The organism is Buttiauxella selenatireducens (genome assembly GCF_031432975.1).
GTDB classification, from domain to species: Bacteria; Pseudomonadota; Gammaproteobacteria; order Enterobacterales; family Enterobacteriaceae; genus Buttiauxella; species Buttiauxella selenatireducens.
The window spans coordinates 1,817,659-1,841,109 of the sequence record NZ_CP133838.1 but is presented as its reverse complement, the minus strand read 5'-3'; the positions used below and the strand labels follow the sequence as shown (position 1 = coordinate 1,841,109).

Below are 23,451 nucleotides of genomic sequence, written 5' to 3'. Positions count from 1 at the left end.
GTTCTCCATTTGTTTAATGGGTCAGGCGATGCAACGCCTGTTCGAACACGTCTTCGGTTGTGCAAAGCACCATACGAATATGATTTGTTGAGTTTTCTCCATATACGTGGCCAGGCACTACTGCTACACCTTTCTCATGCAATAAGTATTCCGCCACACATTCTCCTACGGTGCGGCTATTGTCCTGCCACTTAATGGGCAAGCGCGAATACAGGCAGGAAACATCAGGGAAAAGGAACATGGCTCCACGGGGCTGACGAGTCCACTTATATCCCAGCGAAACATTAAGTTCGCTGATAGCGCGCTCCATCCGGGCTTGCAGCTTTACAACGACTTCGTGAAGCCAAGTTGTCATACGTGGCTCACGTAAAATCAACAGGGCAATTTGTTCATATTGTTTATTTACTCCGAGATAAAAATAGTCATGCAGTTTCGCTGCCATATTGATGACACGCTCATTGGCAATCATCCAGCCAATACGTAGTCCCGGAAGGCCGAATTTTTTGGAGAAACTATTGATCATGATGGTGTTTTCGCACAGCTTCGGATGTTTCAATGCGGGCTGATGCCGTTCTGAATAAGCCATAACATCATATACTTCATCGTGAATTAACCAGATGCCATGCTGCTGCGTGAACGCCGCTACAGCATCCCAATCTTGGGTGTTCAGCATATATCCGCTTGGGTTCTCCGGTGAATTAACGATGATCGCACCGGCCTGTTGCATTGCCGCATCCTGTTGTTGTGCTTCCAGTGCAGAATAATATTCAGCATCACCCAATGGCCGATGAAGTGCGATCGGTTTGCGATTAAGGGCTGTCACGGCACGTTCATACAACATATAAGAAGGATGGCTGATAATCACACCCTGTTGTGCCTGTGTGGTGCATTGGATCGCGAGATTAATTGCTTCCACGCCACCGTGAGTAATCATGATTTCCCGTTCGGGGTCAACAATTACGTCATAATGTTGTTGATACCACTCGGCAATAGCCTGGCGTAAAGCTAGCGATCCTTTTGGCTGTTCATAACCTTTTACTGAGTGCAAAAAAACTTCCCAGCTCAGCCCTTGTTGTTCAATTAAAGGTTTCAGAAACTCAGGAGGACCGAATTCCGGTTCTCCAAAGCTAAGATTCATCACATCTGGCATTTGTGCCGCTTTGTTGGCAATAGCTTTCGAAGTGTAAACTTCCATTGCATCGAGAGTTTTATTCAACGTGAAATGAGCTGTCATAAGAAGAAGGACTCCTTTATTTGATGTTTAAGGCGCATGGCAATTTGCTCTGGGGTGACCGTAGGGCGTCCTAAATCCCCCATAGAGCCGATAGCAATATTGATGATCAGTAGTACCGGGCCCCGGACATGTTCTCGCGCACGGCGATAAGCATCGGTCAGTTCAGACATAGATGCGCAATACTGTGCATGCGCATAACCCATTCCAAGTGCTACCTGCGCGAAATTAACCCCTTCAGCCAACGTTTCCTGACCACCGGTGGAATCGTAAACACCGTTATTCAAAAGCAGATGAATCAGGTTTGAATTATGCAGGTGACCAATGGTTGCCATATTCCCCGGATGCATAAGCGCGGCTCCATCGCCATCGATAATGGTGACGGTTCGTTGTGGCGTGAACAGAGCGATCCCTTGCGCTAATGAGCTTGCGTATCCCATGGAACCAACGCAGTAAAGATTGTTTGGCCTATCGTTTAATGTAAACAGTTCTCGCCCTGTTTTGCCGGTAGTCGCAATGAGAAAGTCCTGTTCTCCAGCCAGTTCTAGAAGTTGCTTCAGCACTGCAGTGCGGCTGGGTAGCACAGATGGAGTTCTTTTGGCGACTGTTGCTTCCTGAAAAATCCCTTTTTCAACAATAATCGCAACGGTTTTTTGTTCATTCTGCACTTGATGCATTGCGTTAGTTATTACCTCAGCCATTGCCGAAGTTTCTGCGGGTAAAATGATGGAAGGAATGCCGAGCAACGTCAGAAGATCAGGGGTTATCTCGCCCATAAGTATGTGTTGTGGCTCATCGTTAATTCCTGGCTTACCCCGATGGGTAATCACTAGAAGGACTGGAATATTAAAAGCGGCATTAAGCGAAGTCAGAGGATTTACCATGTTACCTAACCCTGAATTCTGACACATCACCACAGACTGTTTTCCCGCCAGCCAAGCACCAGCAGCCAACGCTACAGCCTCTCCTTCACTGGTCGCAGCAATGTAATCCAGGTCAGGATCGGCAATAGCGTGGTCAATAACTTGAGTCAAAAATGAACAGGGAACACCACTGAAAAAGTTAAACCCAGCCTCTTTCAGCAGATAGGTAAAATAATGTGCGGTTTCCATCGGCCACTTTTATCCTGCTTTATAGAGTTTGTCTGCCAGATTTGCGTTAACTTCGTTCGTTAACGCAAAGACGTCTTCCAGCGTAGCGATATCCTGCTCGATATGGCTTATCGATTGGTTTTCAAAGATATGACGGGTAGTTTCCCGCATTGCCACAATAGAAGATCGTAGGCTGTGATTTGCCCAGATAATGGTTGAAATTCTGGCCTGCTGAAAAATTTCCGTCGGAGTGGAGTAATATTTAGTTGGCACAATAACAAGTGGGCCACGGCAAGCCCATTCAGCGGAAAATGTCAGGATTTCATCGGCGTTGTCGCTTTTGGAATGAATAAGGATCGCATCTGCTCCTGCCTGTCGGTAATGTTCTGCGCGTTTTAGTGCTTCTGACATACCCAGACCGGAGATCAGGGCTTCAGTGCGAGCGATGACAGTAAAATCATCGTCGAGCTGGGTATCTTTGGCGGCTTTTATCTTTGAACAAAAATCATCAATGTCAGCCAACTTCTGGCTTTCACCGAGAAAGGAGTTCATTTTGGGAAAAATCTTATCTTCAAGACAAACGCCAGAAACATGTTTCTGACTCAGTTTTTTTACCAGTCGGATAACGTTGTGATAGTTGCCAAACCCCGTATCGCCATCAAGTAGTACGGGAATATTTACATGGTCAGTCATAAATTCAACGACATCAAGTACCTGTGTCCAAGATGCCTCGTTACGATCAGAAAGCCCCAGAGCTGCGGATATAGTTAGCCCGGAAGCCCATAATCCAGAGAATCCAGCTTGCTCGGCTATCTTGGCGCTCAGGGCATTATGACTTTCCATCAAAAAATTAAGATCAGGGCCAGAGATCATTTCCCGCAGTTGCTGATTTTTGGAACTAGCTGTATTGCCAGACATAGTCATCCTTTCAGTAGCAATGTTAATGCATTGTTTATTTTTTTACGGTAAGGGCTATTTCATTCGTTCGTCAACAACTATTTTATTGCATTTATTTGCATTTATTTGCATTAAAAATTTGATCTTCGTCCCAAGGTGAATTTGATTTAACAAGGTTTTTTAAAATTTAATGCATATTTATGCATATCGCATTTTGAGTTGACATTACTCAAGAAAATCTACATAAATTTAACAAATGGGATTGTTCTACCCAATAGCTAACGGTAGCTTTCTGACTGAGGAATGTATGAAAGATCGCACTACGGCATACAGTGATGACTTGACAATGAGACAGACTCTTGCAACCTTTCCCGCAAATGTCTGTATCCTGCTATTTTTTACGTTACTCACCCGGTTTAGCTATTTTATGGCGTGGCCTTTTTTGTCCATTATTTTGACGCGCACTTATCAATTGTCACCGTTGACGATTGGAGGTGTGATGTCCGGTTGTGCGTTAATTTCTGTCGTTTTGGGGATTTACGGTGGATCTTTGTCAGATCGTATGGGAAGAAAAAAACTGCTGATTCTAGGATGTCTGTTGGCGATAATTGGTTATGCAAGTATTGCATTCTCAAACAGTGTGCTTTTTTTCGCTTGTGGCCTTCTATTGACGGGAATATCGTTTTCTTGGACAGATGCTCCTAGCCGAGCGCTGATGAGTGATTTATTGCAGGATCAGAAACGGCGAGAGTTAGCGCTGCAAATTCGTTACTTGATGGTCAATATTGCTGCGGTCAGTGGACCACTGATCGGTATTATTTTTGGGCTTAACTCACAAAAAAGCACCTTTTTGATCACCGCTCTCTCTTATGTACCTTTTCTTCTTTTTTCGTTATTACTTATCCCCACGGGAAAAACGCAGAGCAACAGCAGCTTAAAAGATCAACCAGATAAGGATCTAGGCAGTTGGCTGGTAACCCGAATAATTCTGAAAGATCGAATTTATATTATCGTGCTCATGTGCAGCATTCTTTGTTATTTGGTTTACGCACAGATAGAGTCAATCGTACCGCAATATTTATTGGCACTGGATGCTGCGCATACTGTTGATTTAGTTACCGTTATTTTGATCGTTAACGCGATTACCGTACTGGTAGCCCAATTGTATCTGGTACCGTTGCTGACGAATATATCACCTGAGCAACGCATTACCATTGGGGCGCTGATTTTCGCTTCCTCCCAACTCTTGTTTTGGTTCAATGAAACAACAAGCACACTCTGGTGGGGTGGATGTACTGTAATCTTCAGCATTGCGGAGGCTATTCTGTTACCCAATTTGAGTATTCTGCTCGATCGCCTGGCTCCAGAACGTTATCGAGGGGCTTATTTAGGTGCTTCAACGTTAGTGGTGCTCGGACTTTCTTTAGGACCGCTTGTTGGTGGCGCGTTGTTGGAGTGGTGGGGGAAAGGCGTATTTTTATTCATGGCACTACTTTGTTTATACATTGCAGCATTAATGCTGATGAATAAGAAAAATATAATGATTCGGTTGGATGAATAATTTATGAGAAAAAACATTACGTTAATCACCGGTGGTGATCGTGGCATTGGCAGGTCAACTGCGCTTTGTCTGGCAAATAAAGGGCATAAAGTTTGTATCGGATATCGGACACGTAAAGATTGTGCGCACGAAGTTGTGGAAAAGATTCGTCATGCAGGTGGTACGGCAATTGCTGTACGAGCCGATATCTCTCAGGAAGAGCAGGTCGTGGCATTGTTTCAGCAAATAGATAAAGATCTTGGGTCTGTTTCTGGTTTAGTCAACAATGCTGGAATGTTAATGCCTCAGGCTTCAATCGAGCAGGTAAATGAACAGCGTTTAGCAACACTTTTTGCGACTAACGTCAGCGGTAGTTTCCTCTGTGCGCGCGAAGCTGTTAAACGTATGGCGTTTCGCCATGGAGGGTTGGGAGGTGCCATCGTTAACGTTTCTTCTGCCGCATCGCGCCTCGGTTCGCCACATGAGTATGTCGATTATGCCGCTTCAAAAGGTGCTATTGATACTCTGACTATTGGCCTGTCTCTGGAGGTTGCCGGGCAGGGCATCCGCGTTAATGCAGTTCGACCGGGCTTTATCTACACTGACATGCATGCCGATGGTGGTGAAGCATCTCGGGTCGATCGAGTCAAAGATAGTCTGCCGATGAAGCGCGGTGGCCAGCCGGAGGAAGTGGCTCAGGCCATAGCATGGCTATTGTCCGATGAGGCTTCTTACGTGACAGGCAGTTTCATAGACTTGGCTGGTGGGAAGTGAAGTTCTCTATAGATACTAATGTGGTAACTTTCTGTAAAATCGAAGTGTCTTCTGGGAGCTTTCCTTGCTGAACGTAATCTTTCATATTAGAAACAAGGCGGCTCTTGAGGAGGGGTAATGAAAGTTCATGGTTAAAATTTAGCCTTAACGTGCAATGGTTTTCGATATCTAAACTGCCCCCTATTAGCTCAGTGAGCTTACCCAGCAACAATAGACACAGTCCTAAGCAAGATTCTGGTGTTCAAATTGTTCCAGGCTGAGACCGCCGCACGCGCTGTGGCGATGCCAGCGATTGTAATCACATTCGATATAATTAAACACTGCCGTCCGCATTATTTCCCGGCTGGCAAAGCGTTCTCCGTGGATACACTCCACCTTCAGCAAAAGAAAATGATTAACTGCTGCTTATCGCGCGAAGCTGCCAGAAATCCGCCAAGCTCTCCGTTTCTGAAACGGACGATATTTACATAATATGAGCCTGGATTAGAATTGCGCCTAGCGCATCAGACAAATTGTCTCTGCGTTTGATGCGCGCGAACTATTTGTTGGCATACTTTATCATGAAAAAGATCCGTAGTCATGACGATAGAATATACATCGTAGTCATTCACCAGTTTATTCGCATTCAAGCGGACATCATCTTCTGGTCGAAAGAATGCTTCATCTGTGTCAGCAATGAATGCTAGATCCGTACGTTGGATTGTCTGGTCCACGAGATATCCAGCAGTTTCTTTCTCGGTCGTAATCTCTAGCCAGACACGTCCAGGCATCTGAACAACCCTTACTGCCACAATATCGGGACGTAGGTACATGGAATACTTTTCTCGAAGTCGTTGCGTTACATCTTCGGCTACATATTGCTCCGCGGAACTTTGGATTGGTTCCGCTAATTTGATCAATAACGCAATGGCTTTGTCGAGTGGGTAGCGAAAGAACTCACGTGCCGCATTGACACGAAAATCTGTTAACTCAAGATGTACCCTAGCTTCCAGAGTTTCATGTTGTTCGGCAAATATTTCGAAGGCCACTTGAAAGGGGGTTGGAACACCTGTAGAGGATAGTTCACGCGCTCTCATTCGGGAGTCACGCAGTGTTCGACCGACCTTAATCAATCCAGGCATGCTCGGATTGACCAGAATATATACATAGCCAGGAACCATAGATAAACTTTCCTTTTTCTAACGATCTATTTTCTTGGCGATAGTTTACTACAGATGTTGCTAAATGGACGATCCTGCATTAATTGACGGTCCAACTCTATAGCTGAGTCAGAGATGCCAATGAGCATTATGCGTAACTTCTGCTATTCGTTGTGTGTTGCATCCATCAGTTGAACCCACAGCGCATAGCGGACCTGATGACATTGCATTCTGTCTTCCCAGTGCCAGATATAGTCATTCGAACCCTGAGAGTTACACTTTTAAGTGATTCAGGGTATGCGCTTACTGGTTACGAATATTGTGCCAGAATCATGTGATTTGATGATTGCCGCTTTGCTTTCGAGCCAGTAAGTGCTCCACGTTCGCTAACGAATACTCAGGGCATGCAGAAAACTGCTGACTATATTTCTTTCGAAGAACGTGGAATGCATACCAATCCCCGATAAAAAGGAGTTGGTGATGACTGCGATAGATAAGTTTGCTGCTCATGTTGGTCTGGATTGGGCAGATAAAAAGCATGATGTCTGCGTTCAGTTTAAAAACGGCGAACGTATATTCCATGTGGTTGAACATACCCCGGAAGCGCTTGATATCTGGCTCAACGAATTGTACCAAAAGGTGAAAGGCAGGATCGCTATAGCCCTTGAGCTGAAGAAAGGCCCGGTGGTGTATGCTCTACAGAAGTACCCATTTGTCACTGTTTTTCCTGTGCACTCGTTGTCACTGGCCCGCTATCGGCAGACCTTCTGGCCAAGTGGTGCGAAGGATGATCCCCAGGATGCTGAGTTAGCATTAGAGCTAATGCTACGTTACCCCCAAAAGATAAAGGCCATCGAGCCTGACAATGCAGATATCAGGTTGCTCCAGCAGTTAGTTGAACAGCGTCGCCAGTTGGTTGAAGACAAACGCCGCTTCGTGAACCGCCTTATCAACACATTGAAGCAGTATTATCCTCAGCCTCTGGAATGGTTCTCACATAGGGGGAGTTTACTGTTGTGCGAACTGATTATACGGTGGCCCAGTCTGCAGCAACTGAAACGCGCCAGGCGCGACACGATCCGTAACTTTCTGAATACCAAAGGTGGTCGTGCAAGATCCCTTACCGAGCAGCGTGTTGCGAGCATTGAGAGTTCGATTCCATTGACTACAGACCCAGTAGTTATAGAAGCTAATGCTTTGATGGCTACAGCACTGGCGGCACAAATTAAAGTCGTGAGTGAAATCATCAAAACCTATGACGAACGAATCGAAACGCATTTTGACAAATTGCCAGATGCTGAACTGTTCAAATCACTGCCGGGCATGGGACCGTGTATGGGCCCGCGAATGCTTGCAGCATTGGGTGATAACCGCAACCGCTTCAACAGCGCAGAAGAAATACAAAACTATGCTGGCATCGCGCCAGTAACCGAGCGAAGCGGCCAAAAATCCTGGGTGCACTGGCGTTGGCAGTGTGCGAAGTTCGTCCGACAGACATTCGTGGAATGGACTGCGAAGACGGTAAACTCATCATACTGGGCCAGACGGTATTATCAGGGGCAGCGAGAAAAGGGAAAATCTCATCAGTCCGCGATCCGGGCTCTGGCATTCAAATGGATAAGGGTTATTTACCGCTGCTGGAAGACCAGAACCCGTTATGACGAAGCGAAATATTTACTGGCGCTTGAAGAGCGAAAATCGCCCTTACTAGGGTCGTAAAAAGCTTGTCGAATGTCTCAGGGCGTGAAGCAGACGTTGCTTGATCTTACCCACCAATGGTGACAAGAGACTAATACAATTCAGCATTTAGATTCGTATCGATCAAATTGACTATATTCTATAAACATTAACTGGAGGTTGAATAATATCATATTTATCATTACATGTAGATGAAGAGATCTGATTAGCAATGCCAATATTAGGAATAAAAGCCATGGAAGTTTGTAAAAATAGGAGTAAAACAAACGCAAGAAATGTTCTAAGTAGAAGTTCGTGCGTCATTTTAATACATGTTACCTTACGATTAACCCCGTCTCTATTTTTTCGAACAGCACAAAGATTTTCAACAATTAAATCTTTTTTGTATTCATCTCCTGCTCCCCCCCAAATTTTGACTAAATCTATCGTGTCGATTCTATTTGAAGCAGAAACTTTTAAGGTATTAAAAGCCCATAATGCAGCTCTAAGCAAATTAGCAAGTGCATAGACAAAAATTGCGAATGACCAAAAATTAACAAAGGCATTATTTTTATCACTGCTAATAATACCGGGAACTAACGAGACTAATACAGGAGCAAGAGCAGTGATTGCTGTTAAATATATGGCAGCTTTACTCTCTGCTCCTACTCTTCTTTGATTTTCTAATTCATTGAGTTTTTTTGCCTCATCAAGGGCTAATTCACTTTCATTAGTCCAGTTAGTATTTTTAATATTTAAGATATCGTTATCCAGCTTTTCTTGGTCTTGTCTTATTTCTTCACTATCAAGTTCAACTAAAACTGGCCAAAAGAATTCTCTGATGTATTCAAAACTCATATCTACCGATCCTCATCAGTTCATCGACTATTGAACTAGCAATAGGAAGACCTGTCTGATTTTCTATCCATGCCCATTGACCGTTAGGATTAATTTCTAAAAACCAAAAAACATCATTTTCGTCGCAAATCAAATCTATTGCCCCAAATCGAAGATTAAGTGATTCGACTAAATCTATGCACTTAGAACTCAATGACGGAGGTAGCTCTAAAGGTTTGTGTTTTAAGTCAATTCGAGAACCCTTGCGCCAGTCTACCTTAGTTTCTTTATGACTTTGGGAGTAAATTGCGACAGAAAAAACTCTTTTTCCAACTATCGTTACTCTGACATCAAACTTTTTTATTATCTCATGCTGAACTATAATAGGTACCAAAGAAAGTGAACTCGAATCAGCCTCATCTAGCTGACCTAACCTGTTGGTAAATATTATATTTTCAGAATCATCATTTATAAATAGAGCTTGTCGTAAAGGTTTGCCGATCATTTGAGAACTACTGCTAGATCTTTTTATTTCTTCAAATGAATTAGTGATGATCGACTCTGGAACATTAAAACCCATACGTTTAGCGACGACCAGTTGCTTTGGTTTATCTTCAGCTAAAATTATATTAGTAGGCGAGCAAAACCACAAAGAATCAAGTCGCGAATAAAGGCTCTTAAGGAAACCATTCCATTCTCCCTGAATGTAATCAGCAATGCTAGGATCAGTTATAGAGGCAGGAACTTCGGGATTCCCAGGTCTACGAAAGTAGGCAGCTTTAACATCGATACCTTTTATCGTGTTTCCATTAATAGATATACTCCAATCCATAAATGATGAATCTGACATAGAACTGTATGATCTTGGCAAGTCTTCTGTATTAAGACGGAAGTACTTGATACCTCGCTTCTTTAACTCAACTACGATATAATCCATAGTTATATCGCGCTTATTAGTCACTAATAATATCATTAAATTAAACCTTCCCTTTGGTGATCATAAGTATGCATAGAGAAATCCTCATCTCTTTCTACTGCAACAAACGTTTTAATAGATAACTCCAGTAAATTTCCTTTATTCCAGGTATCATCGTCTCGTTCTTGGATTGTATCTGTTTTCGTCATTAACTCTAATAGGTGATTCATACTTGAATCAGCATCATCCCTTTCAAGCTGCGCCTCTGTTTTAGTGGTTAACTCAAGCATAGAAATTGATGAATCATCATCGCTTTCTTGCCTTACTTTAGTTTTAGTTACTGTCTGTGTAAGAGTATATTTAGAGATTATTGGGGTTTCTTTCCTATCCTCTTCAACTACCCAAAGGTCTTGCTCATACGAGTACCAACCAGGAATGTTTTCCCCCTCAGTTCTCTCGGTAGCGAATCGAGCCAAAAACGGTAAAGCCGAGCTATTACTTTTCATTTTATGCCCCACTAAGATTTAACGAGCCAAAATATTTAAAGAATTCAATAATTGAGTGTCGAGTGTTTCAGTTGTAGGAATTGGTAATCCGTTCGCAATGCGGTAATTTTTCACAGATTGCCTTGTAGATGGTCCCATTATGCCGTCAATATTCCCGTTGTAAAATCCCTTGTCCAGCAATGCGAATTGAACACGCATGATCAAGCGCTTACGTTTCTCTGCACCAGAAGTCAGCCCATTACTTGCACGATTAACTTCTGAAGTTCCAACAGAATTCGTGGTCGTGGATCTGTTATTGTCGTTAGAGTGAAGTGCACGCACAGAGGAAGAGGACGATGAGGAACTTGTACCTGAACTTGAAGAGCCAGATGAGCTTGGTGAGCTGTATGTTTTTGGATAATAGGGTGTACTTCCACCATAGTACCCGCCACCTGATGATGATCGGTGAGAACTATGGCTCCGATGGGAGCTATGACTGCGATGCCCTGCAATGTAGAATGGAACTTCAGTGTTAAGTGGGGCTATCACTAAATCATGTTCATTAAGAGTCATACCTGGCAAATCACTCGCTCCGGTAGATGAATCACTTGCCCATACAGAATTATTGAGTGCCAAAAATCCAGGAAGTAGAGCAGCAAAATTAAATTTTTTCATAAAATTGGTCTCGGTGGTTGATGAAAACGGCCTGTTGAGGAACTGAAATAACCAGCACAGGAAGACTTCTGAGTGCATTCATCACATACTTTAGGGTAGTAATTTTTCCAATCAGATATCGACTGTGCAGCAAGCTCCCAAGCTCTTTCAGGAAGATGACACAAAGGATAATTAAAAATTGTTAGAGGTATGCCTGACCTGTGTGCAGAGTCTATGGCGGAGGTTATTTTCTCACTATAGCTGCTGTGCTCAATGAAGATAGTTGACCAGTTTTTTCGTGCCCAACCGATAGATTCCAACCCCATAAGGGAAATCTGATTGATGTTGGAGAAAACACGGCCAACGAACTCTACGATGTCATCCAATTCCGTATAGTTAGCCAGTGTCGGAATAACTCTAAGTTCGATATTAATCCCTGAGTTTCCTGCATTGATTAACCCCTTAACCGTTTCATTAAATGCGCCATCACTCCCTACCATATGATCATGCACAAGTGGTCTTGATGAGTAGAGCGGGATACCAAAGGTGATTTTGATCTTTTTGCTTCGCTTTGCCATTTCCTGAGTAAAGTTGGTATCAGCAAATTTGCGTCCGTTTGTTAAAACATGTAAAGCAGTATCTGGTGAGTTGTCGATGATAAAATCAATGAAGTGTAGGAAATCATCTCCATACAGCAAAGGTTCACCACCGCTGACCCCAACAACTCCATTCAAACCAAATGAAGCTATAGCAAGAGCTGATTGAGTAAGTAGCCAGTCATCATTTGCTTTCTTTGGTGGCTGGGAACAAAACAGGCACAGGTTATTGCAGCGTTCCGTAACTAAGACAGTATTATGATTGGCTCTGCGGGACAGAATAACGCGTATCATATTGCCATTGTTAATTATCCCAATATCCCCATCTTCAATTGACCCAAATAATTCAGTGCTAATAATAGAGTAATCAAAGCATGGCAGAATGGCTTCATTGTTGCTTTCATCAACTACCAGCAAATTAGGCAAAAAGAATAAAGGGTTAACTGGTTTATGTTTGCATAACCGATAGAAACCCGTGGGCACGTTCTCTGTAGAAGCAAAATGAAAGATATCATTCCTGATAACCTCAGACATATGCCCATCCTTTTAGCATCTCAGCCTTCGGACCACCTTCTGAGATGCAGTTCATCAGATACCTGAACATACCTTTGTGATACTGACAAAACGTTGAACGACTCCTATCACCGACAGGCTCACCTTGTACACTTATGTTCTGGCATGGGTCTGCACCGCAAAATGGTTGATACGCGCATGTATCACAACCTGGCAGAGCAAAATTGAACGATGAACTCAATACTGCGTTATAGTAAGGACTCGTGGAAAATGATAGCGTCCTTACATCCCCCGCACTGAACTCCGTTTCAGGATTCACCTTCTGCAACATGCGGCTCTCATCGCTACCAAATACTCGACCGTCATAATTGAAAAGAATGCTGTTAAGCACGGTCCCACTTGGCGACTTTAAATCCGCATAACCACTAAAGCCGGGATTGAAGATTCTTTTCAGATGAATGGAGGCCGAATGTTCCACAACCCTTATCCCTTCATTGTTGATCCTAAGAATTTCATCTATCAACGAGGCATAGAAACTGAAGTATTCGGCCATAGAGAAGGTGAACGATGCTTTTTGTGCAAACCCATAGGGACTAACAGGTCGGATAAACATATCCTTGAGGCCAAGAGACAAGTGAGCCTGGACAATCGATTCAGGATGCCTGATTAGATCTTTAGTAACAGTAGTAACCGTTGCAACGCGACCAGCGCCTAAAGACCGTTTGATAGCCTCTACCCCTGACACTGTTCTACTGTACGCAAGCCCATGACCAAGAATTCGATTACTGTTGTGAACAACTTCCTCACCATCAAGCGAAACAGAGAACGTTATGTTCCTATCTCTCGACCATACAAGCATATCCTCATTCAAGACAGACAGGCTTGATGCTATCACCATCTCAAAATCGTTGTTTCCCAGAGTTTCAGCGCATTGCTCATAGATGGACTGAATTAAATCGAACCGCAAGAGTGGCTCTCCACCCTGTATCTCTATCTTGTAAGGTGGCGCCGAGAGTTTTTTGATAGTAGAAATGATGTCAGGGATGAAATTGGGATTTAGATCATAACCAGAGGCGTTTACGGAAGCTCTACTGACCTGACAATACTTGCAAGTATGGTCGCAACGTAATGTGGGCACAATCATGAAAATTGGCCTGACTGCCAGTTCATTCATCAATCGTTTTGCAAAAGCAGCACTTAAAGCATAGGGGGTTGTGGCAGATGAGTTTTCGTTGGTTATGAAAAGCTTACTTTCTAGGGCGTTTGATTGCTCCGCACTTATTTGCTCATTAGCCAGATCAAGCAGGTCTTGCTCATTGATGAAGTGATGAAAGCCAGCGAGATTGCTTATAAACACCTGTCCATTAGGCAATCTGTCAAAATTGAACGGCATCAATTCCATTAAGAAAGCCTTTCATCGACACTGCGAAGCACTTTATGTATAATAGAATCTCTCAACGACCCTGTTTTATGCTGTAGTTTTTCTCGCAAAGTGTAATCATTCAGCAGCCTCTCGAATTCATAGAGGCATTCGGGGCTACCGCTTTCAAAAGAGATTGCCCAGCAGGATAGATCCTCACGGAGTTTCCATTGAGTAAATGGAGTCATCCAGTATAGGCTATTGCGTATAACCCATTCAGAATAAAATTCTTTTTCAAACATCCTTTCGCACATTGCCATTACCTTCCAATACGAATAATCACAATCAGCAACCGCTTTAAAGCAGATTTTTCCTATGGCAACAATAATACAACATTCGATTGATATGTTACAGGTGACCAGTTCCCCGATGGTTAACAGATCGCGACGTTAGTAATGCCATCACCAATTATGAACTTCCGCTCTTCGCGCACAGCAGACCCTAGTCATTCCGACTATTTTGGCGATGACCGGATAATTCGCGAACGAGCGGCTAAAGAAAATTTACACAGCTGACGAGTTGAATGTGATTACACGGTATTACACCAGCAAAAATGATGATTTGTTCCCGTAATATGTACCAGCACTGACGCACCGATATGCCCTGAACTGTATCAGAATGCAGCTGTGGGTGTGACAGGCATGCGACGATGCCCACTTCACTTAATTACACCAGAGACAACCTTTTAGTCTTTTCCGTACTGGCCCAGTTCTTTACCATGCGTTACGCAGTAATGCTTGCTCCAGGGGTGCAAGCATTACTGCGTAACGAAACAAGGAGGACACCTGAATGACCATGACAAATGCAGAACGACAGACCAGATACCGTACCAATACGCGGGTGCGCCAGGAAAACTATACCGCCCGGCTGAACACTGAATTGCTGTTCGGGGCCAAAACAGCCCTGAAGCGGCTGTCACTGCATCACGGGAAATCTCAGCGTGAAATGCTGGAACAGCTTATTCTTCAGGCGGAGCAGAGTCTGAGACAGTCCCTGAATGAAGAGGAGGATGATCGCTATCTGGATCTGTCCATGCAAGCGTTACGCAGTAACAAGAAGAAATAACGTTACTATGTAACACCTGAGCGTACAGGCCCTGCTCCCCCAGCCAGTAGAGGTAATACGCACAAAGCAGCATCCGCATGGTCGGAGGCTGCTTTTTAATGTTGCACCAGAATGAAAATTTCTCCGCAATCTGCACCAGATCTCAGCGGCGCGGGTCTGGCTACCCGTTGTATGTATACGTAACTGCATCAGATACGCCCTTTAAGCCCTTTGCTACCGACCTTTACGGGTTGGCGCTGTTACCCCTTACTGCCCTTTACCCTTATATTCCTTTGCCCCTGGCCCTTTTCCCTGGCGCAGCATTCCTTTGCGTTACGCAGTAACATCACGACCTGCGGCAGATAATGCCTTCCCGGTATTGTCCAGTCACAATGGGTGTCTCGCATCACTGGTGTGAGCTATCAATAATCCTGCATCAATCAGAAAGTGACCCGGTTTATTCCCGTGTGAATAGAATTGTAACATTTAGCTGAACTCATACTGGCGACGCCGGGCCGTTCTGTATTATCTCCTCATCTGTTACGCAGTAACAAAAAAACACAATGTTACTGCGTAACGACTGGAGTAACGATGAGCATTTTCGGTTGATATCCCAGTCAGATGATGAAGATAATCACCGTCAGCCAGCCTCTTCTTTTCGCCCATAAATTTGCGCCACCCAGCGCCCTCGCCCGTCACCGTGACCCAAATCCATTGCGGTTTGCGCCAGCGCTTCTTTTTCGCTGTATCCCTGCACCAGATAACAGGCCAGCGCATCCTGCGCCCAGGCATACCGCAGGGAATGCGGGGAATATTCGCCCTTTAGTCCCATTCGTCCCGCCTGGCTGTGCCAGTATTTCATCGCTGATTTCAGATCGGGTTTGTCAATCAACCTGCCGTTCCGGTCTTCTGCCACAGCCAGCGCGTTGTCCACGGCTTTTTTAACTGCGCCAGCGTCCAGAACGTGCGTATCGCGGGGCCGTCCACCTTTGGTGCCGAAGACAATTCGCAGGGAGGCAGCACCCTTCGCCAGTGCTTTCTGCCAGGTGTTCAGCGACTGCCCGCACTGCACCGCTTCCTCCGATCGCAGGCCCATCATTCGCGCCAGCGCCATGGCTGCCGCCAGCCCTGCATCTTTCTGTTGTGCAGCGGCAAGGGCATTCTGGTATCGCTCAGGCGTTATCGCAAGGTGGGTGCCATGGCGTGATGCACCAGCCAGACCGAGGGCGACATTTGACAACCGCGCACTGTGCGCCAGCTTATCCCGTCCAGCCCGTATCAGTATCTGGCGAAGCGCCGACATTTCATTTTGCAGCGAACGTTTGTTTATGCTCTGCGCCAGCCGGTTTTGTATATACCCCTCAATATGCCTCGCTTTCAGTTGATCCACGCGGCGGATTTGCACATTCTGCTCGTGAATCAAACGAGCGCAGAATCGCTGCGCCAGCGCCATCCGGTCGTGGACCGTTTTATGGCTGCCACCCGCCTGCTGTGCCAGCGTTCTCATTTCCTGCTCCAGACGGCTCATTTTCTGCTTTCCTCACTTCATGACTGCCGCAGCAGTCGCCCTGCCCAAAAAACCTTAACAACAACTTTTCCCCGGCGCGTTGGCCGATAGCCCGTTTAATCGGGCTGCGAACGATACCTGAGCGCCGGGGCGGGTCGCTGTTGAGGTGTTGTGGGGCATCGGTTTTGCTCTCTGAGCAGCCGCCCGCTTGCGCGGGTTATCCCGGGATACTCCTTATCCTCCTCCGGTATCGGTTCATGTATCCTTAACGTTAAAATAAATCGTTGAATGGGCCAGAATGGCGGTGTCAGAATCCCGTTCGGGTCTGGTGCAGGGCTGGAGCGCGCATCAGTGCTGGTGCAGCGTCGTGTGGGCTGAGTGCGTCACTTTCCCGTTATCACGGCTAAAGTGACGCACTGGAGCTGGTGCAGAAGTGGGGTTGTCGGTTTCTGGTGCAGATTTCCGGTCACGCGGTGCAAAGCCTGGCGGCAATGCAGGCCGCAGCCGGAATATCGGAGGAAAAGCGGCGCTCCGCAAGGGAGCACCGGCAGGGGTTACAGTGTAAAGCCGTAGTGAGTGCCATCCGGCAGTTCAACAGTGATGCTGAGCTTACCGCCTGCCGCCTCGACATAACGCCTGAGCGTCGACAGTTTCAGATCCCGACCAGGCCTTTCCAGTACCGCCACTGTCGGCTGTCTGATGCCCAGAGCCTGAGCCATATCAGCCTGCGTTTTGTCCACCTTCTCACGTAGTTCTGCGAGATGAATATTGAAACGCATCTCTGCTGCGATTTTTTCCACTTCGGCGATACCTTCTGGTGTTTCCCGCGCCAGAAGCTCTTCCAGTGTGCTGCCCATATCGTTACCCCTTCGGTTCCGGATTATTCAGGTAAGTTGCGTACTCACGTTCAGCCAGTGCAACCATGTCCAGGTAGAAACGCTTTTCATTTCCCGCTTTATGCCCACCGCATAGCACTATCCCATTGCGGTCGGGTGCAAAAGCGAAAAATGCCCGAATGGGGGTGCCGCGACTCTGAACACGCAGCTCTTTAAGATTGCTGAAGCGGGTGCCTTTCAGCGTATCCGCAAACGGTCTGTGCAACCCGGGTCCCTTTTCCTGCAGAATAACCAGTGCTGCCAGTACGCTGCGTCTGTCCGTGTCATTCAGCGAGCAGAGCCAGGTATCAAATGTGTCTGTCGTTTTTATCGTCCACATTAACATCCTCCGTATAATTATAGATTGAATGCTATATAGATCCAGTGCTATTACCGCAGGCAGCATTCGGTGCCTGACGGCAGAGACAGACCGCAGCCTTCAGATAGATGGCGCTATAAGCAACAGGTGTGAATGTGACCGGGAGAATGTCCGGCTGAGTGTGAGATGTCGCCAGCAGGCTGGCGCCGTGAAGTGACCTGGGTGCTGGAACATCGACCTCCGACGCTATTTTCAACGCCCCGGTGCTTGCAGATGGCTGCACCGGTTTTACAACAAGTGACCGCAGGGTTTTAGCTGCTTCTTTCAGGTCGTGAAGCGTTTGGGCTGACCGGCCTGATTACTCAGGAGGCTTCCGAAGGCCATGAAGCCAAAGGGGCTGTCCGAAGACAGTGATTAGCACTGTCAGAGATTACAGCAGCAGATGCCGCATAAAAAAGGAGAAACTCTTTTTTGATTATCAGGAGTTTCTCCTTGCTTTTACTGTTCACTGATAAACGTAATTATTGCCGATGTGTATTTTTGCGCCCCCGGCACATGCGGCAATAATCATGGAGACAGTCACCCTCCGGCAACGTATCTTCAGCGCTTCGGTTAAAGGCGCAGGAGAGCCCCAGAGCAAGCGTCAGCATATCATCGGTAAATCGCTGAAGGTCTTCATCCTGGCTGTGGATACTACTGTGAACACAGGTCAGCAGGGCCACGTTAAGCCGGGCCAGACGTCGCGTATCTTCAGGCCTATCCTGCTGGATATGGCGCTCTTCCGGTTCAGCCCTGGCAAGCATTTCATCCCACGCCTCCGTGCCAGGTGCAGGGCATTCGCAGACCGGATTATCTTCCATGGCCTGCACCATATCCAGAACACTCACCACACTCTCGTCAAGTTCACGGACAACTTCGGCGGTGATATCAATCAGATCCGGAAGGTATTGTTCCAGCGGATCATTGATGCGCTGGCTCAGCACAGTGATAAATTCCAGCAGGGAGCAGTTGCAGTCGAGCAGGCGCAGTGAACTTTCCGGTGAATCACTTGACACCAGCGGCACAGGTGCAGTGATGATTTCCGGGTCGCCGGGGTATGTGGCGTGGTGGCAGGAGGAAGAAATTGCCCCCGAACGCAGAAAAACACGATTTTTGGGGCGAGTTTGGGTATGCTCTTGATTAGCCATAACTGTTACCTTCATTAACGGTTTGTGGTCAGGCATTCCGGCAGTGTTAGCGCACTCCGGGATGCCGCTTAATATGCTGCAAAAACACACAGCAAGTGTTCAACAGATACCCACCCCGTTCTCAATAGTCAACCTTTTTCCGTCATAAACTGAAGTATTATTGCTTATCCTTGACCTTAAGCCGTCTGTGCTACCATCGAATTCAACCGGAAGCCAGGTTGATGATCCCACATACTCCACAAAGCTGTGCATCTGGACGTATGAACACAGATGATGCAATGGTGGTCTGATTATCTGGATGCCAGCCACGCGGGATATATTTCCCCGTGACGGGATGCGCCGCCCGACCAGATCAACATCGCATAATCAGTTAAAAACTCAGACTGTTAACGTGAGAACCGGAGCCGCCGCGCGGCGTTATCCGGTGTCAGCCTTTTCTCGCGCGTGATTTCAGGAATGGAGCATATATATAGTTTCAACTGCATTATTCTAAGAATTAGAATTTCGTTTTCAATGGTAGTGTTTGTAAGCTCTGTATATAGTTCATTCACGTTATGATTATAACGAAAAGCATATGATTATTTATACCTGGCAGATATGAACGTGATGTTCCTGCTAATAAATAATCAGGCCAAATACCATTCTTATATCCAGAGATATACTTAAATGAAAAAAACATTATTAGCGACCGCGTTTGTCGGCTTCGGTTTATTGTCCACGGGTGCTTTTGCTTCTGATGGCAGCATTACCATTAACGGCAAAATTACCGGCACCACCTGTGATATCGATATCGGTGGCGCTGGTGCTGACGGCACTGTGACCCTGCCAACGGTATCAACCTCTGCACTGTCAGCGGCAGAAGATGTTGCGGGTAAAACACTTGTCAAAATTGATCTGACCAACTGCTCTGATACCGGCTCTGTGCGCGCATTCTTTAACACCACCAACGTGAACTCCAGCACCGGCAACCTGCTTAACATTGCCGCAACGGGGACACCAGCGACCAACGTTGAAGTGCAGTTGTTGAATAAAACTCAGGGTGTCATTGACCTGAGAACTAACGACACCAACCCGTATGAAACCATTACAGGTGATGCCGCCACCCTGGAATATTACGCCCAGTATATCGCTAAAACTGCGGCAGCTGGCGAAGGTGATGTTTCCACCAAAGCTGTTTTCTCTCTCGACTACCAGTAACAGTCTGCGCATCTAGAATCAAAAGGAAGGAATATTTCTTCCTTCCTTCCTTTTAATCAGGAGATAAACAGATGAAAAGTTCTCACCGTATTTTGACACTGTGCAGTCTGGCCGCGATGTTACTGGGTGTTTACCCTGCTGCGCAGGCAAGCGTCGTGGTCTCCGGAACACGGCTGATTTACCCGGCAAAGCAGCACGATATCACTATTCAGCTGACCAATACGGACACTCGTCCCGCGCTGGTTCAGTCATGGATCGACAGCGGGGATGCCCGCCAGGAGCCCAGCCAGAGCACCGCACCCTTTGTCGTGACGCCACCGATTACTCGTGTGGATGCGGGCAAGAAACAGTTGATCCGCATGACTTATCTGGGGTCGTCTGCCCTGCCATCTGACCGGGAATCCGTGTTCTGGTACAACATGCTGGATGTTCCACCTGACTCCAGGGCCAGTGCAGACAAAAACAGTATCCAGGTGGCACTGCGCACCCGTATTAAAGTGTTCTATCGACCAGATGGTTTGCCGGGGAGCCCTGAAAAAGCCGCCAGTGAACTGACGTGGCAAGCAGTAAATACGCCGAAGGGTTATGCACTGCGGGCCGTAAACCCGTCTGCATTTAACGTCTCAATGAGCAACGTTGCTGTGACCGTCGGGGGTAAAGCCTACTCAAACGAGACCGGCGGAATGGTGCCACCGAAAGGGAGCCAGGATTTTATCCTGAAAGGATTAAACGGTTCCCCTTCCAGCCAGGCTACCGTCACCTATTCGTGGATTAATGACTTTGGTAGCCAGGTAAAAGGAAAATCTACTGTCAGGAATAACTGATAATAATAAAGACTGACAATAATAATTTTATTTTGTTTTTGAAATCCAATGAGCGTTGCATATTTGTTGCAGTAAATGCTGGATGTCAAAATAATAATGATGATGGTGTATAAAGTGAATCACAAGTTATTTAAACATTCAGCATTGTATCAGTCTTTATTCTCAGCTCAGCACCGCCCTTTATTATCCGGGGCGCTGCTGGCTGCCTTCCTTGGCCTGGGGATTTCACCTGCTGCACTGGCAGAGGACACCGATGATGCAGAAGCGGTGACCTTTAACAGCGCTTTTCTCGGCGGAGTGGATAAATCCATCGACATCTCTCGTTTTGAGAAAGGGAACAGTCTGGTTGCGGGTGAATATCAGCTCGATATTTTCATTAACGACCAGTTCCAGGGGCGCGGTTTTGTACGCATCTCCCAGGGAGAAAATAGCACCAGTAAAGTCTGTTTCCGCGGTAAAGACGTTGCTCAGTGGGGGCTGAATCTCAGCAAATTACCGGATGCCGGAAAAGTCACCGCCACACTCACCAGTGATTGTGTTGAACTGGCCGTCATGTTGCCTGACAGCACGGTCACCCTTGACGCGGAAGCGCTCGAAGCTCACCTGAGTATTCCGCAAATCTATCTCAACTCGCGCCTGGGCGGCTATGTCGCACCGGAGTTCTGGGATAAGGGGATCAATGCCGGATTTGTCAGCTATAACGCCAACGCCTATCAGTCACATTCGGCAGGCGGAACTGAAAGCAAAAACTACTATCTCGGACTGAACACCGGCCTGAACCTGCTGGGCTGGAATATTCGCCATAACGGCTCGCTGAGTATTAATGAGTCGGAAAGCCGTTCCGGTAGTACCCGCGACAGCAGTTATAACAGCATCAGCACCTATGCTCAGCACGATATCGGTTCGCTTGAAGCCATGGCGACGGTGGGGCAATACTATACTCCGGGCGACCTTTTTGATGCCATTCCGTTTACCGGTGTGCAGGTGGCCAGCGATGAACGCATGATGCCGTATTCTGAAAAAGGATTTGCACCAGAAATTCGCGGTGTGGCAGAAACCAACGCCAAAATCACCGTACGCCAGGGCAATCAGGTCGTCTATGAAACATCCGTGGCGCCAGGGCCGTTTGCGATTAACGATATGCCCAATACCGGGTATGCGGGTGACCTTAACGTCACGATAACCGAAGCCGATGGCCGCACCCGCAGCTTTGTGGTGCCTTACGCCTCCGTCAGCCAGTTGTTGCGCCCCGGCGTTTCCCGGTTCAGTGCAACAGCAGGGGTCTACCGTGATAACAGTGCTTTTGCCTCATCGTCGGCGATGCCTAAGTTCCTGCAGGGAACCTATCGCCGTGGCCTGAGTAACCGTGTCACCGCTTATGGTGGCGGCATCATGGCGAATGACTACTCCTCCCTGCTGGCAGGTGTGGCGCTGAATACAGGTTTTGGTGCCGTGGCTCTCGATGTCACGACATCCCACGCCAGCGGCCTGCCGAAAACGCAGGAAACAGATGAGTCGATGAACGGACAGAGTTATCGCGTGACGTACAGTAAGCGGCTGGATACCACCAGTACCGACCTGGCGCTGGCCGCGTACCGCTTCTCCAGCTCTGACTATCTCTCTATGCAAAACTTTGCCCAACTGAAAGGCAATCCGGGCGGCAGTGTTTACCGTCCCCGCCAGCGCTTTCAGTTAAACGTCAGTCAGCCGATTGGTGACTGGGGAAATGTCTATCTCAGCGGAATAACAGAGTCATCATGGACCAATAAAACACGCTCAACGACCTATCAGGCCGGATACGGCACCAGTTTTTCCTGGGGATTTGTGAACATTACCGCCAGCAGGACGGCGACCAATGGCGAGTACGACAACCAGATATCGGTGATGTACAGCCTGCCGCTGGGCGGCAGTCACGGGGCGATGCTGAGCAGTACACTGAATTATCAGGATAAGGGGCGCTACAACCTGCAAAGTAACCTGAGCGGGTCGGCAGGCGACCGTAACCAGGTAAACTATAATGCTTATGCGGGTTACAACCATGACGCGAATAATTCAAGTCAGCAATATGGCGGCAACGTTAACTACAACGGTTCGCTGATGGGTGTGGGGGGCTCGGCGTCACGCAGTGGTGATTCAACCCAGTATTCACTTTCGGCCCGCGGTACTGTCATTGGTTATGCCGGCGGCATTGCCATGACCTCTTCCCAGGGCGAAACCATGGCCATTGTAGAAGCCGACGGCGCGAACGGTGCAGAAGTTATCGGTGGCTCCGGCGGGACCGTGGGTTGGTGGGGCAATACCGTGGTGACCTCGCTGTCGCCTTACCAGAATAACAGTGTGCTGATTGACCCGAATCGTGCGTCGTCGGATGTTGAAATACAAAGTGGTTCGGCTAACACCGTTCCGCGCTACGGCTCCATCTCGCGACTGAAATTTGACACGGTGGTCGGTAAGCCGGTGCTGGTAAGAGGGGTAATGAGCAATGGCAAACCACTGCCATTTGGTGCCGACGTGCTGGACAAAGACCACAGACGGGTGTCGATGGTCGGTCAGGCGGGACAAGTTCTGCTGCGCGGTCTGCCTGAAAAGGGCACGCTGAATGTGAAATGGGGCGACCAGGCTGGAGAAAGTTGTTCGCTGAACTATGTTGTGCCTGAGAAAACAGAAGAAACCGCAACAGGTTATCGCCAGGTTGAGGCGGCGTGCCGGTAATGCTGCAAGCCATAAT

General features: G+C 47.0%; 22 protein-coding genes and 1 pseudogene. 7 read left to right on the top strand and 16 right to left on the bottom strand.

All coding sequences use genetic code 11. The annotated features are described in order from the left end of the window. Nucleotides 1-13: 13 nt before the first annotated feature. Genes RHD99_RS08500 through aepX form a run of 3 tightly spaced genes read right to left on the bottom strand, consistent with a single transcriptional unit; the run spans nucleotide 14 to nucleotide 3,240 of the window. Nucleotides 14-1,234 carry a pyridoxal phosphate-dependent aminotransferase gene (locus RHD99_RS08500; protein ID WP_309878415.1) on the bottom strand — a complete coding sequence of 407 codons (1,221 nt, stop codon included), beginning with the start codon at nucleotides 1,232-1,234 and terminating at the stop codon, nucleotides 14-16. Then, nucleotides 1,231-2,343, bottom strand: a complete 1,113-nt coding sequence (gene aepY / locus RHD99_RS08495; protein ID WP_309878413.1) for a phosphonopyruvate decarboxylase — start codon at nucleotides 2,341-2,343, stop codon at nucleotides 1,231-1,233. Before aepY ends, RHD99_RS08500 begins: the two co-directional genes overlap by 4 nt. A 9-nt stretch (nucleotides 2,344-2,352) precedes the next feature. Further along, nucleotides 2,353-3,240 carry a phosphoenolpyruvate mutase gene (gene aepX / locus RHD99_RS08490; RefSeq protein ID WP_309878412.1) on the bottom strand — a complete coding sequence of 296 codons (888 nt, stop codon included), beginning with the start codon at nucleotides 3,238-3,240 and terminating at the stop codon, nucleotides 2,353-2,355. Between the two features lie 286 nt (nucleotides 3,241-3,526). On the opposite strand from aepX, the gene RHD99_RS08485 reads away from it, so the two are divergent. Both RHD99_RS08485 and RHD99_RS08480 read left to right on the top strand, forming a co-directional pair. Next, nucleotides 3,527-4,780, top strand: a complete 1,254-nt coding sequence (locus tag RHD99_RS08485; protein WP_309878410.1) for an MDR family MFS transporter — start codon at nucleotides 3,527-3,529, stop codon at nucleotides 4,778-4,780. Nucleotides 4,781-4,783: 3 nt separating this feature from the next. Next, on the top strand, nucleotides 4,784-5,533 hold the full coding sequence (locus tag RHD99_RS08480) for an SDR family oxidoreductase (protein WP_309878408.1): 750 nt from the start codon (nucleotides 4,784-4,786) through the stop codon (nucleotides 5,531-5,533). Nucleotides 5,534-5,755: 222 nt separating this feature from the next. Here RHD99_RS08480 and RHD99_RS08475 read toward each other — a convergent pair. Both RHD99_RS08475 and RHD99_RS08470 read right to left on the bottom strand, forming a co-directional pair. Then, nucleotides 5,756-5,923: pseudogene (locus RHD99_RS08475) on the bottom strand (IS3 family transposase); the annotation flags it as partial. 113 nt (nucleotides 5,924-6,036) lie between these two features. Next, nucleotides 6,037-6,693 (bottom strand): GIY-YIG nuclease family protein, encoded by a 657-nt coding sequence (locus RHD99_RS08470; RefSeq protein ID WP_309878406.1) that lies wholly within the window; start codon nucleotides 6,691-6,693, stop codon nucleotides 6,037-6,039. A 459-nt stretch (nucleotides 6,694-7,152) separates the two neighbouring features. Between RHD99_RS08470 and RHD99_RS08465 the strand changes: the two genes are divergently transcribed. Next, entirely contained in the window at nucleotides 7,153-8,391 is a 1,239-nt protein-coding gene (locus RHD99_RS08465; RefSeq protein ID WP_309876432.1) for an IS110 family RNA-guided transposase, read from the top strand. Nucleotides 8,392-8,502: 111 nt separating this feature from the next. Here the strand turns inward: RHD99_RS08465 and RHD99_RS08460 are convergent, their stop codons facing one another. Genes RHD99_RS08460 through hxsD form a run of 7 tightly spaced genes read right to left on the bottom strand, consistent with a single transcriptional unit; the run spans nucleotide 8,503 to nucleotide 14,024 of the window. Then, nucleotides 8,503-9,207, bottom strand: coding sequence for a hypothetical protein (locus RHD99_RS08460; protein WP_309878405.1), 705 nt, complete (start codon nucleotides 9,205-9,207; stop codon nucleotides 8,503-8,505). After that, nucleotides 9,197-10,159 carry an MvdC/MvdD family ATP grasp protein gene (locus RHD99_RS08455; RefSeq protein WP_309878404.1) on the bottom strand — a complete coding sequence of 321 codons (963 nt, stop codon included), beginning with the start codon at nucleotides 10,157-10,159 and terminating at the stop codon, nucleotides 9,197-9,199. Before RHD99_RS08455 ends, RHD99_RS08460 begins: the two co-directional genes overlap by 11 nt. Next, on the bottom strand, nucleotides 10,159-10,608 hold the full coding sequence (locus RHD99_RS08450; protein ID WP_309878403.1) for a hypothetical protein: 450 nt from the start codon (nucleotides 10,606-10,608) through the stop codon (nucleotides 10,159-10,161). Before RHD99_RS08450 ends, RHD99_RS08455 begins: the two co-directional genes overlap by 1 nt. An 18-nt stretch (nucleotides 10,609-10,626) precedes the next feature. Beyond that, a complete protein-coding gene (hxsA, locus tag RHD99_RS08445; RefSeq protein ID WP_309878402.1) occupies nucleotides 10,627-11,262 on the bottom strand; it encodes a His-Xaa-Ser repeat protein HxsA in 636 nt (211 codons plus the stop codon). Then, nucleotides 11,259-12,371, bottom strand: a complete 1,113-nt coding sequence (gene hxsC, locus RHD99_RS08440; protein ID WP_309878401.1) for a His-Xaa-Ser system radical SAM maturase HxsC — start codon at nucleotides 12,369-12,371, stop codon at nucleotides 11,259-11,261. Before hxsC ends, hxsA begins: the two co-directional genes overlap by 4 nt. Next, nucleotides 12,364-13,752, bottom strand: coding sequence for a His-Xaa-Ser system radical SAM maturase HxsB (gene hxsB, locus RHD99_RS08435; protein ID WP_309878400.1), 1,389 nt, complete (start codon nucleotides 13,750-13,752; stop codon nucleotides 12,364-12,366). Before hxsB ends, hxsC begins: the two co-directional genes overlap by 8 nt. Next, nucleotides 13,752-14,024, bottom strand: coding sequence for a His-Xaa-Ser system protein HxsD (gene hxsD / locus RHD99_RS08430; protein ID WP_309879115.1), 273 nt, complete (start codon nucleotides 14,022-14,024; stop codon nucleotides 13,752-13,754). Before hxsD ends, hxsB begins: the two co-directional genes overlap by 1 nt. A 535-nt stretch (nucleotides 14,025-14,559) precedes the next feature. On the opposite strand from hxsD, the gene RHD99_RS08425 reads away from it, so the two are divergent. Further along, complete coding sequence (locus RHD99_RS08425; RefSeq protein WP_309878399.1) at nucleotides 14,560-14,835, top strand: hypothetical protein; 276 nt, start codon at nucleotides 14,560-14,562, stop codon at nucleotides 14,833-14,835. Between the two features lie 619 nt (nucleotides 14,836-15,454). Here the strand turns inward: RHD99_RS08425 and RHD99_RS08420 are convergent. The 4 genes from RHD99_RS08420 to RHD99_RS08405 form a co-directional block, all read right to left on the bottom strand. Further along, nucleotides 15,455-16,342 (bottom strand): integrase domain-containing protein, encoded by an 888-nt coding sequence (locus RHD99_RS08420; protein WP_309878398.1) that lies wholly within the window; start codon nucleotides 16,340-16,342, stop codon nucleotides 15,455-15,457. A 533-nt stretch (nucleotides 16,343-16,875) separates the two neighbouring features. Further along, entirely contained in the window at nucleotides 16,876-17,178 is a 303-nt protein-coding gene (proR, locus tag RHD99_RS08415) for a transcriptional regulator ProR (RefSeq protein ID WP_309878396.1), read from the bottom strand. A gap of 4 nt (nucleotides 17,179-17,182) precedes the next feature. Continuing rightward, a complete protein-coding gene (locus tag RHD99_RS08410; protein WP_309878393.1) occupies nucleotides 17,183-17,536 on the bottom strand; it encodes a type II toxin-antitoxin system RelE/ParE family toxin in 354 nt (117 codons plus the stop codon). A gap of 500 nt (nucleotides 17,537-18,036) precedes the next feature. Next, nucleotides 18,037-18,702, bottom strand: a complete 666-nt coding sequence (locus RHD99_RS08405; protein ID WP_309878391.1) for a hypothetical protein — start codon at nucleotides 18,700-18,702, stop codon at nucleotides 18,037-18,039. Between the two features lie 666 nt (nucleotides 18,703-19,368). Between RHD99_RS08405 and RHD99_RS08400 the strand changes: the two genes are divergently transcribed. The 3 genes from RHD99_RS08400 to RHD99_RS08390 all read left to right on the top strand — a co-directional run bounded on the left by RHD99_RS08400 (nucleotide 19,369) and on the right by RHD99_RS08390 (nucleotide 23,435). Further along, entirely contained in the window at nucleotides 19,369-19,899 is a 531-nt protein-coding gene (locus tag RHD99_RS08400; protein ID WP_309878389.1) for a fimbrial protein, read from the top strand. 71 nt (nucleotides 19,900-19,970) lie between these two features. Then, a complete protein-coding gene (locus RHD99_RS08395) occupies nucleotides 19,971-20,723 on the top strand; it encodes a fimbria/pilus periplasmic chaperone (RefSeq protein WP_309878387.1) in 753 nt (250 codons plus the stop codon). A gap of 114 nt (nucleotides 20,724-20,837) precedes the next feature. Continuing rightward, nucleotides 20,838-23,435: a fimbria/pilus outer membrane usher protein gene (locus RHD99_RS08390; RefSeq protein WP_309878385.1), complete on the top strand. Its 2,598-nt coding sequence runs from the start codon at nucleotides 20,838-20,840 to the stop codon at nucleotides 23,433-23,435. Nucleotides 23,436-23,451: the final 16 nt, after the last annotated feature.

What these genes read in the sequence shown, in the direction of transcription:
- RHD99_RS08500 (WP_309878415.1), bottom strand. Translation starts at nt 1,234, where the DNA reads ATGACAGCTCATTTCACGTTGAATAAAACTCTCGATGCAATGGAAGTT.
- aepY (WP_309878413.1), bottom strand. Translation starts at nt 2,343, where the DNA reads ATGGAAACCGCACATTATTTTACCTATCTGCTGAAAGAGGCTGGGTTT.
- aepX (WP_309878412.1), bottom strand. Translation starts at nt 3,240, where the DNA reads ATGTCTGGCAATACAGCTAGTTCCAAAAATCAGCAACTGCGGGAAATG.
- RHD99_RS08485 (WP_309878410.1), top strand. Translation starts at nt 3,527, where the DNA reads ATGAAAGATCGCACTACGGCATACAGTGATGACTTGACAATGAGACAG.
- RHD99_RS08480 (WP_309878408.1), top strand. Translation starts at nt 4,784, where the DNA reads ATGAGAAAAAACATTACGTTAATCACCGGTGGTGATCGTGGCATTGGC.
- RHD99_RS08470 (WP_309878406.1), bottom strand. Translation starts at nt 6,693, where the DNA reads ATGGTTCCTGGCTATGTATATATTCTGGTCAATCCGAGCATGCCTGGA.
- RHD99_RS08465 (WP_309876432.1), top strand. Translation starts at nt 7,153, where the DNA reads ATGACTGCGATAGATAAGTTTGCTGCTCATGTTGGTCTGGATTGGGCA.
- RHD99_RS08460 (WP_309878405.1), bottom strand. Translation starts at nt 9,207, where the DNA reads ATGAGTTTTGAATACATCAGAGAATTCTTTTGGCCAGTTTTAGTTGAA.
- RHD99_RS08455 (WP_309878404.1), bottom strand. Translation starts at nt 10,159, where the DNA reads ATGATATTATTAGTGACTAATAAGCGCGATATAACTATGGATTATATC.
- RHD99_RS08450 (WP_309878403.1), bottom strand. Translation starts at nt 10,608, where the DNA reads ATGAAAAGTAATAGCTCGGCTTTACCGTTTTTGGCTCGATTCGCTACC.
- hxsA (WP_309878402.1), bottom strand. Translation starts at nt 11,262, where the DNA reads ATGAAAAAATTTAATTTTGCTGCTCTACTTCCTGGATTTTTGGCACTC.
- hxsC (WP_309878401.1), bottom strand. Translation starts at nt 12,371, where the DNA reads ATGTCTGAGGTTATCAGGAATGATATCTTTCATTTTGCTTCTACAGAG.
- hxsB (WP_309878400.1), bottom strand. Translation starts at nt 13,752, where the DNA reads ATGGAATTGATGCCGTTCAATTTTGACAGATTGCCTAATGGACAGGTG.
- hxsD (WP_309879115.1), bottom strand. Translation starts at nt 14,024, where the DNA reads ATGTGCGAAAGGATGTTTGAAAAAGAATTTTATTCTGAATGGGTTATA.
- RHD99_RS08425 (WP_309878399.1), top strand. Translation starts at nt 14,560, where the DNA reads ATGACCATGACAAATGCAGAACGACAGACCAGATACCGTACCAATACG.
- RHD99_RS08420 (WP_309878398.1), bottom strand. Translation starts at nt 16,342, where the DNA reads ATGAGCCGTCTGGAGCAGGAAATGAGAACGCTGGCACAGCAGGCGGGT.
- proR (WP_309878396.1), bottom strand. Translation starts at nt 17,178, where the DNA reads ATGGGCAGCACACTGGAAGAGCTTCTGGCGCGGGAAACACCAGAAGGT.
- RHD99_RS08410 (WP_309878393.1), bottom strand. Translation starts at nt 17,536, where the DNA reads ATGTGGACGATAAAAACGACAGACACATTTGATACCTGGCTCTGCTCG.
- RHD99_RS08405 (WP_309878391.1), bottom strand. Translation starts at nt 18,702, where the DNA reads ATGGCTAATCAAGAGCATACCCAAACTCGCCCCAAAAATCGTGTTTTT.
- RHD99_RS08400 (WP_309878389.1), top strand. Translation starts at nt 19,369, where the DNA reads ATGAAAAAAACATTATTAGCGACCGCGTTTGTCGGCTTCGGTTTATTG.
- RHD99_RS08395 (WP_309878387.1), top strand. Translation starts at nt 19,971, where the DNA reads ATGAAAAGTTCTCACCGTATTTTGACACTGTGCAGTCTGGCCGCGATG.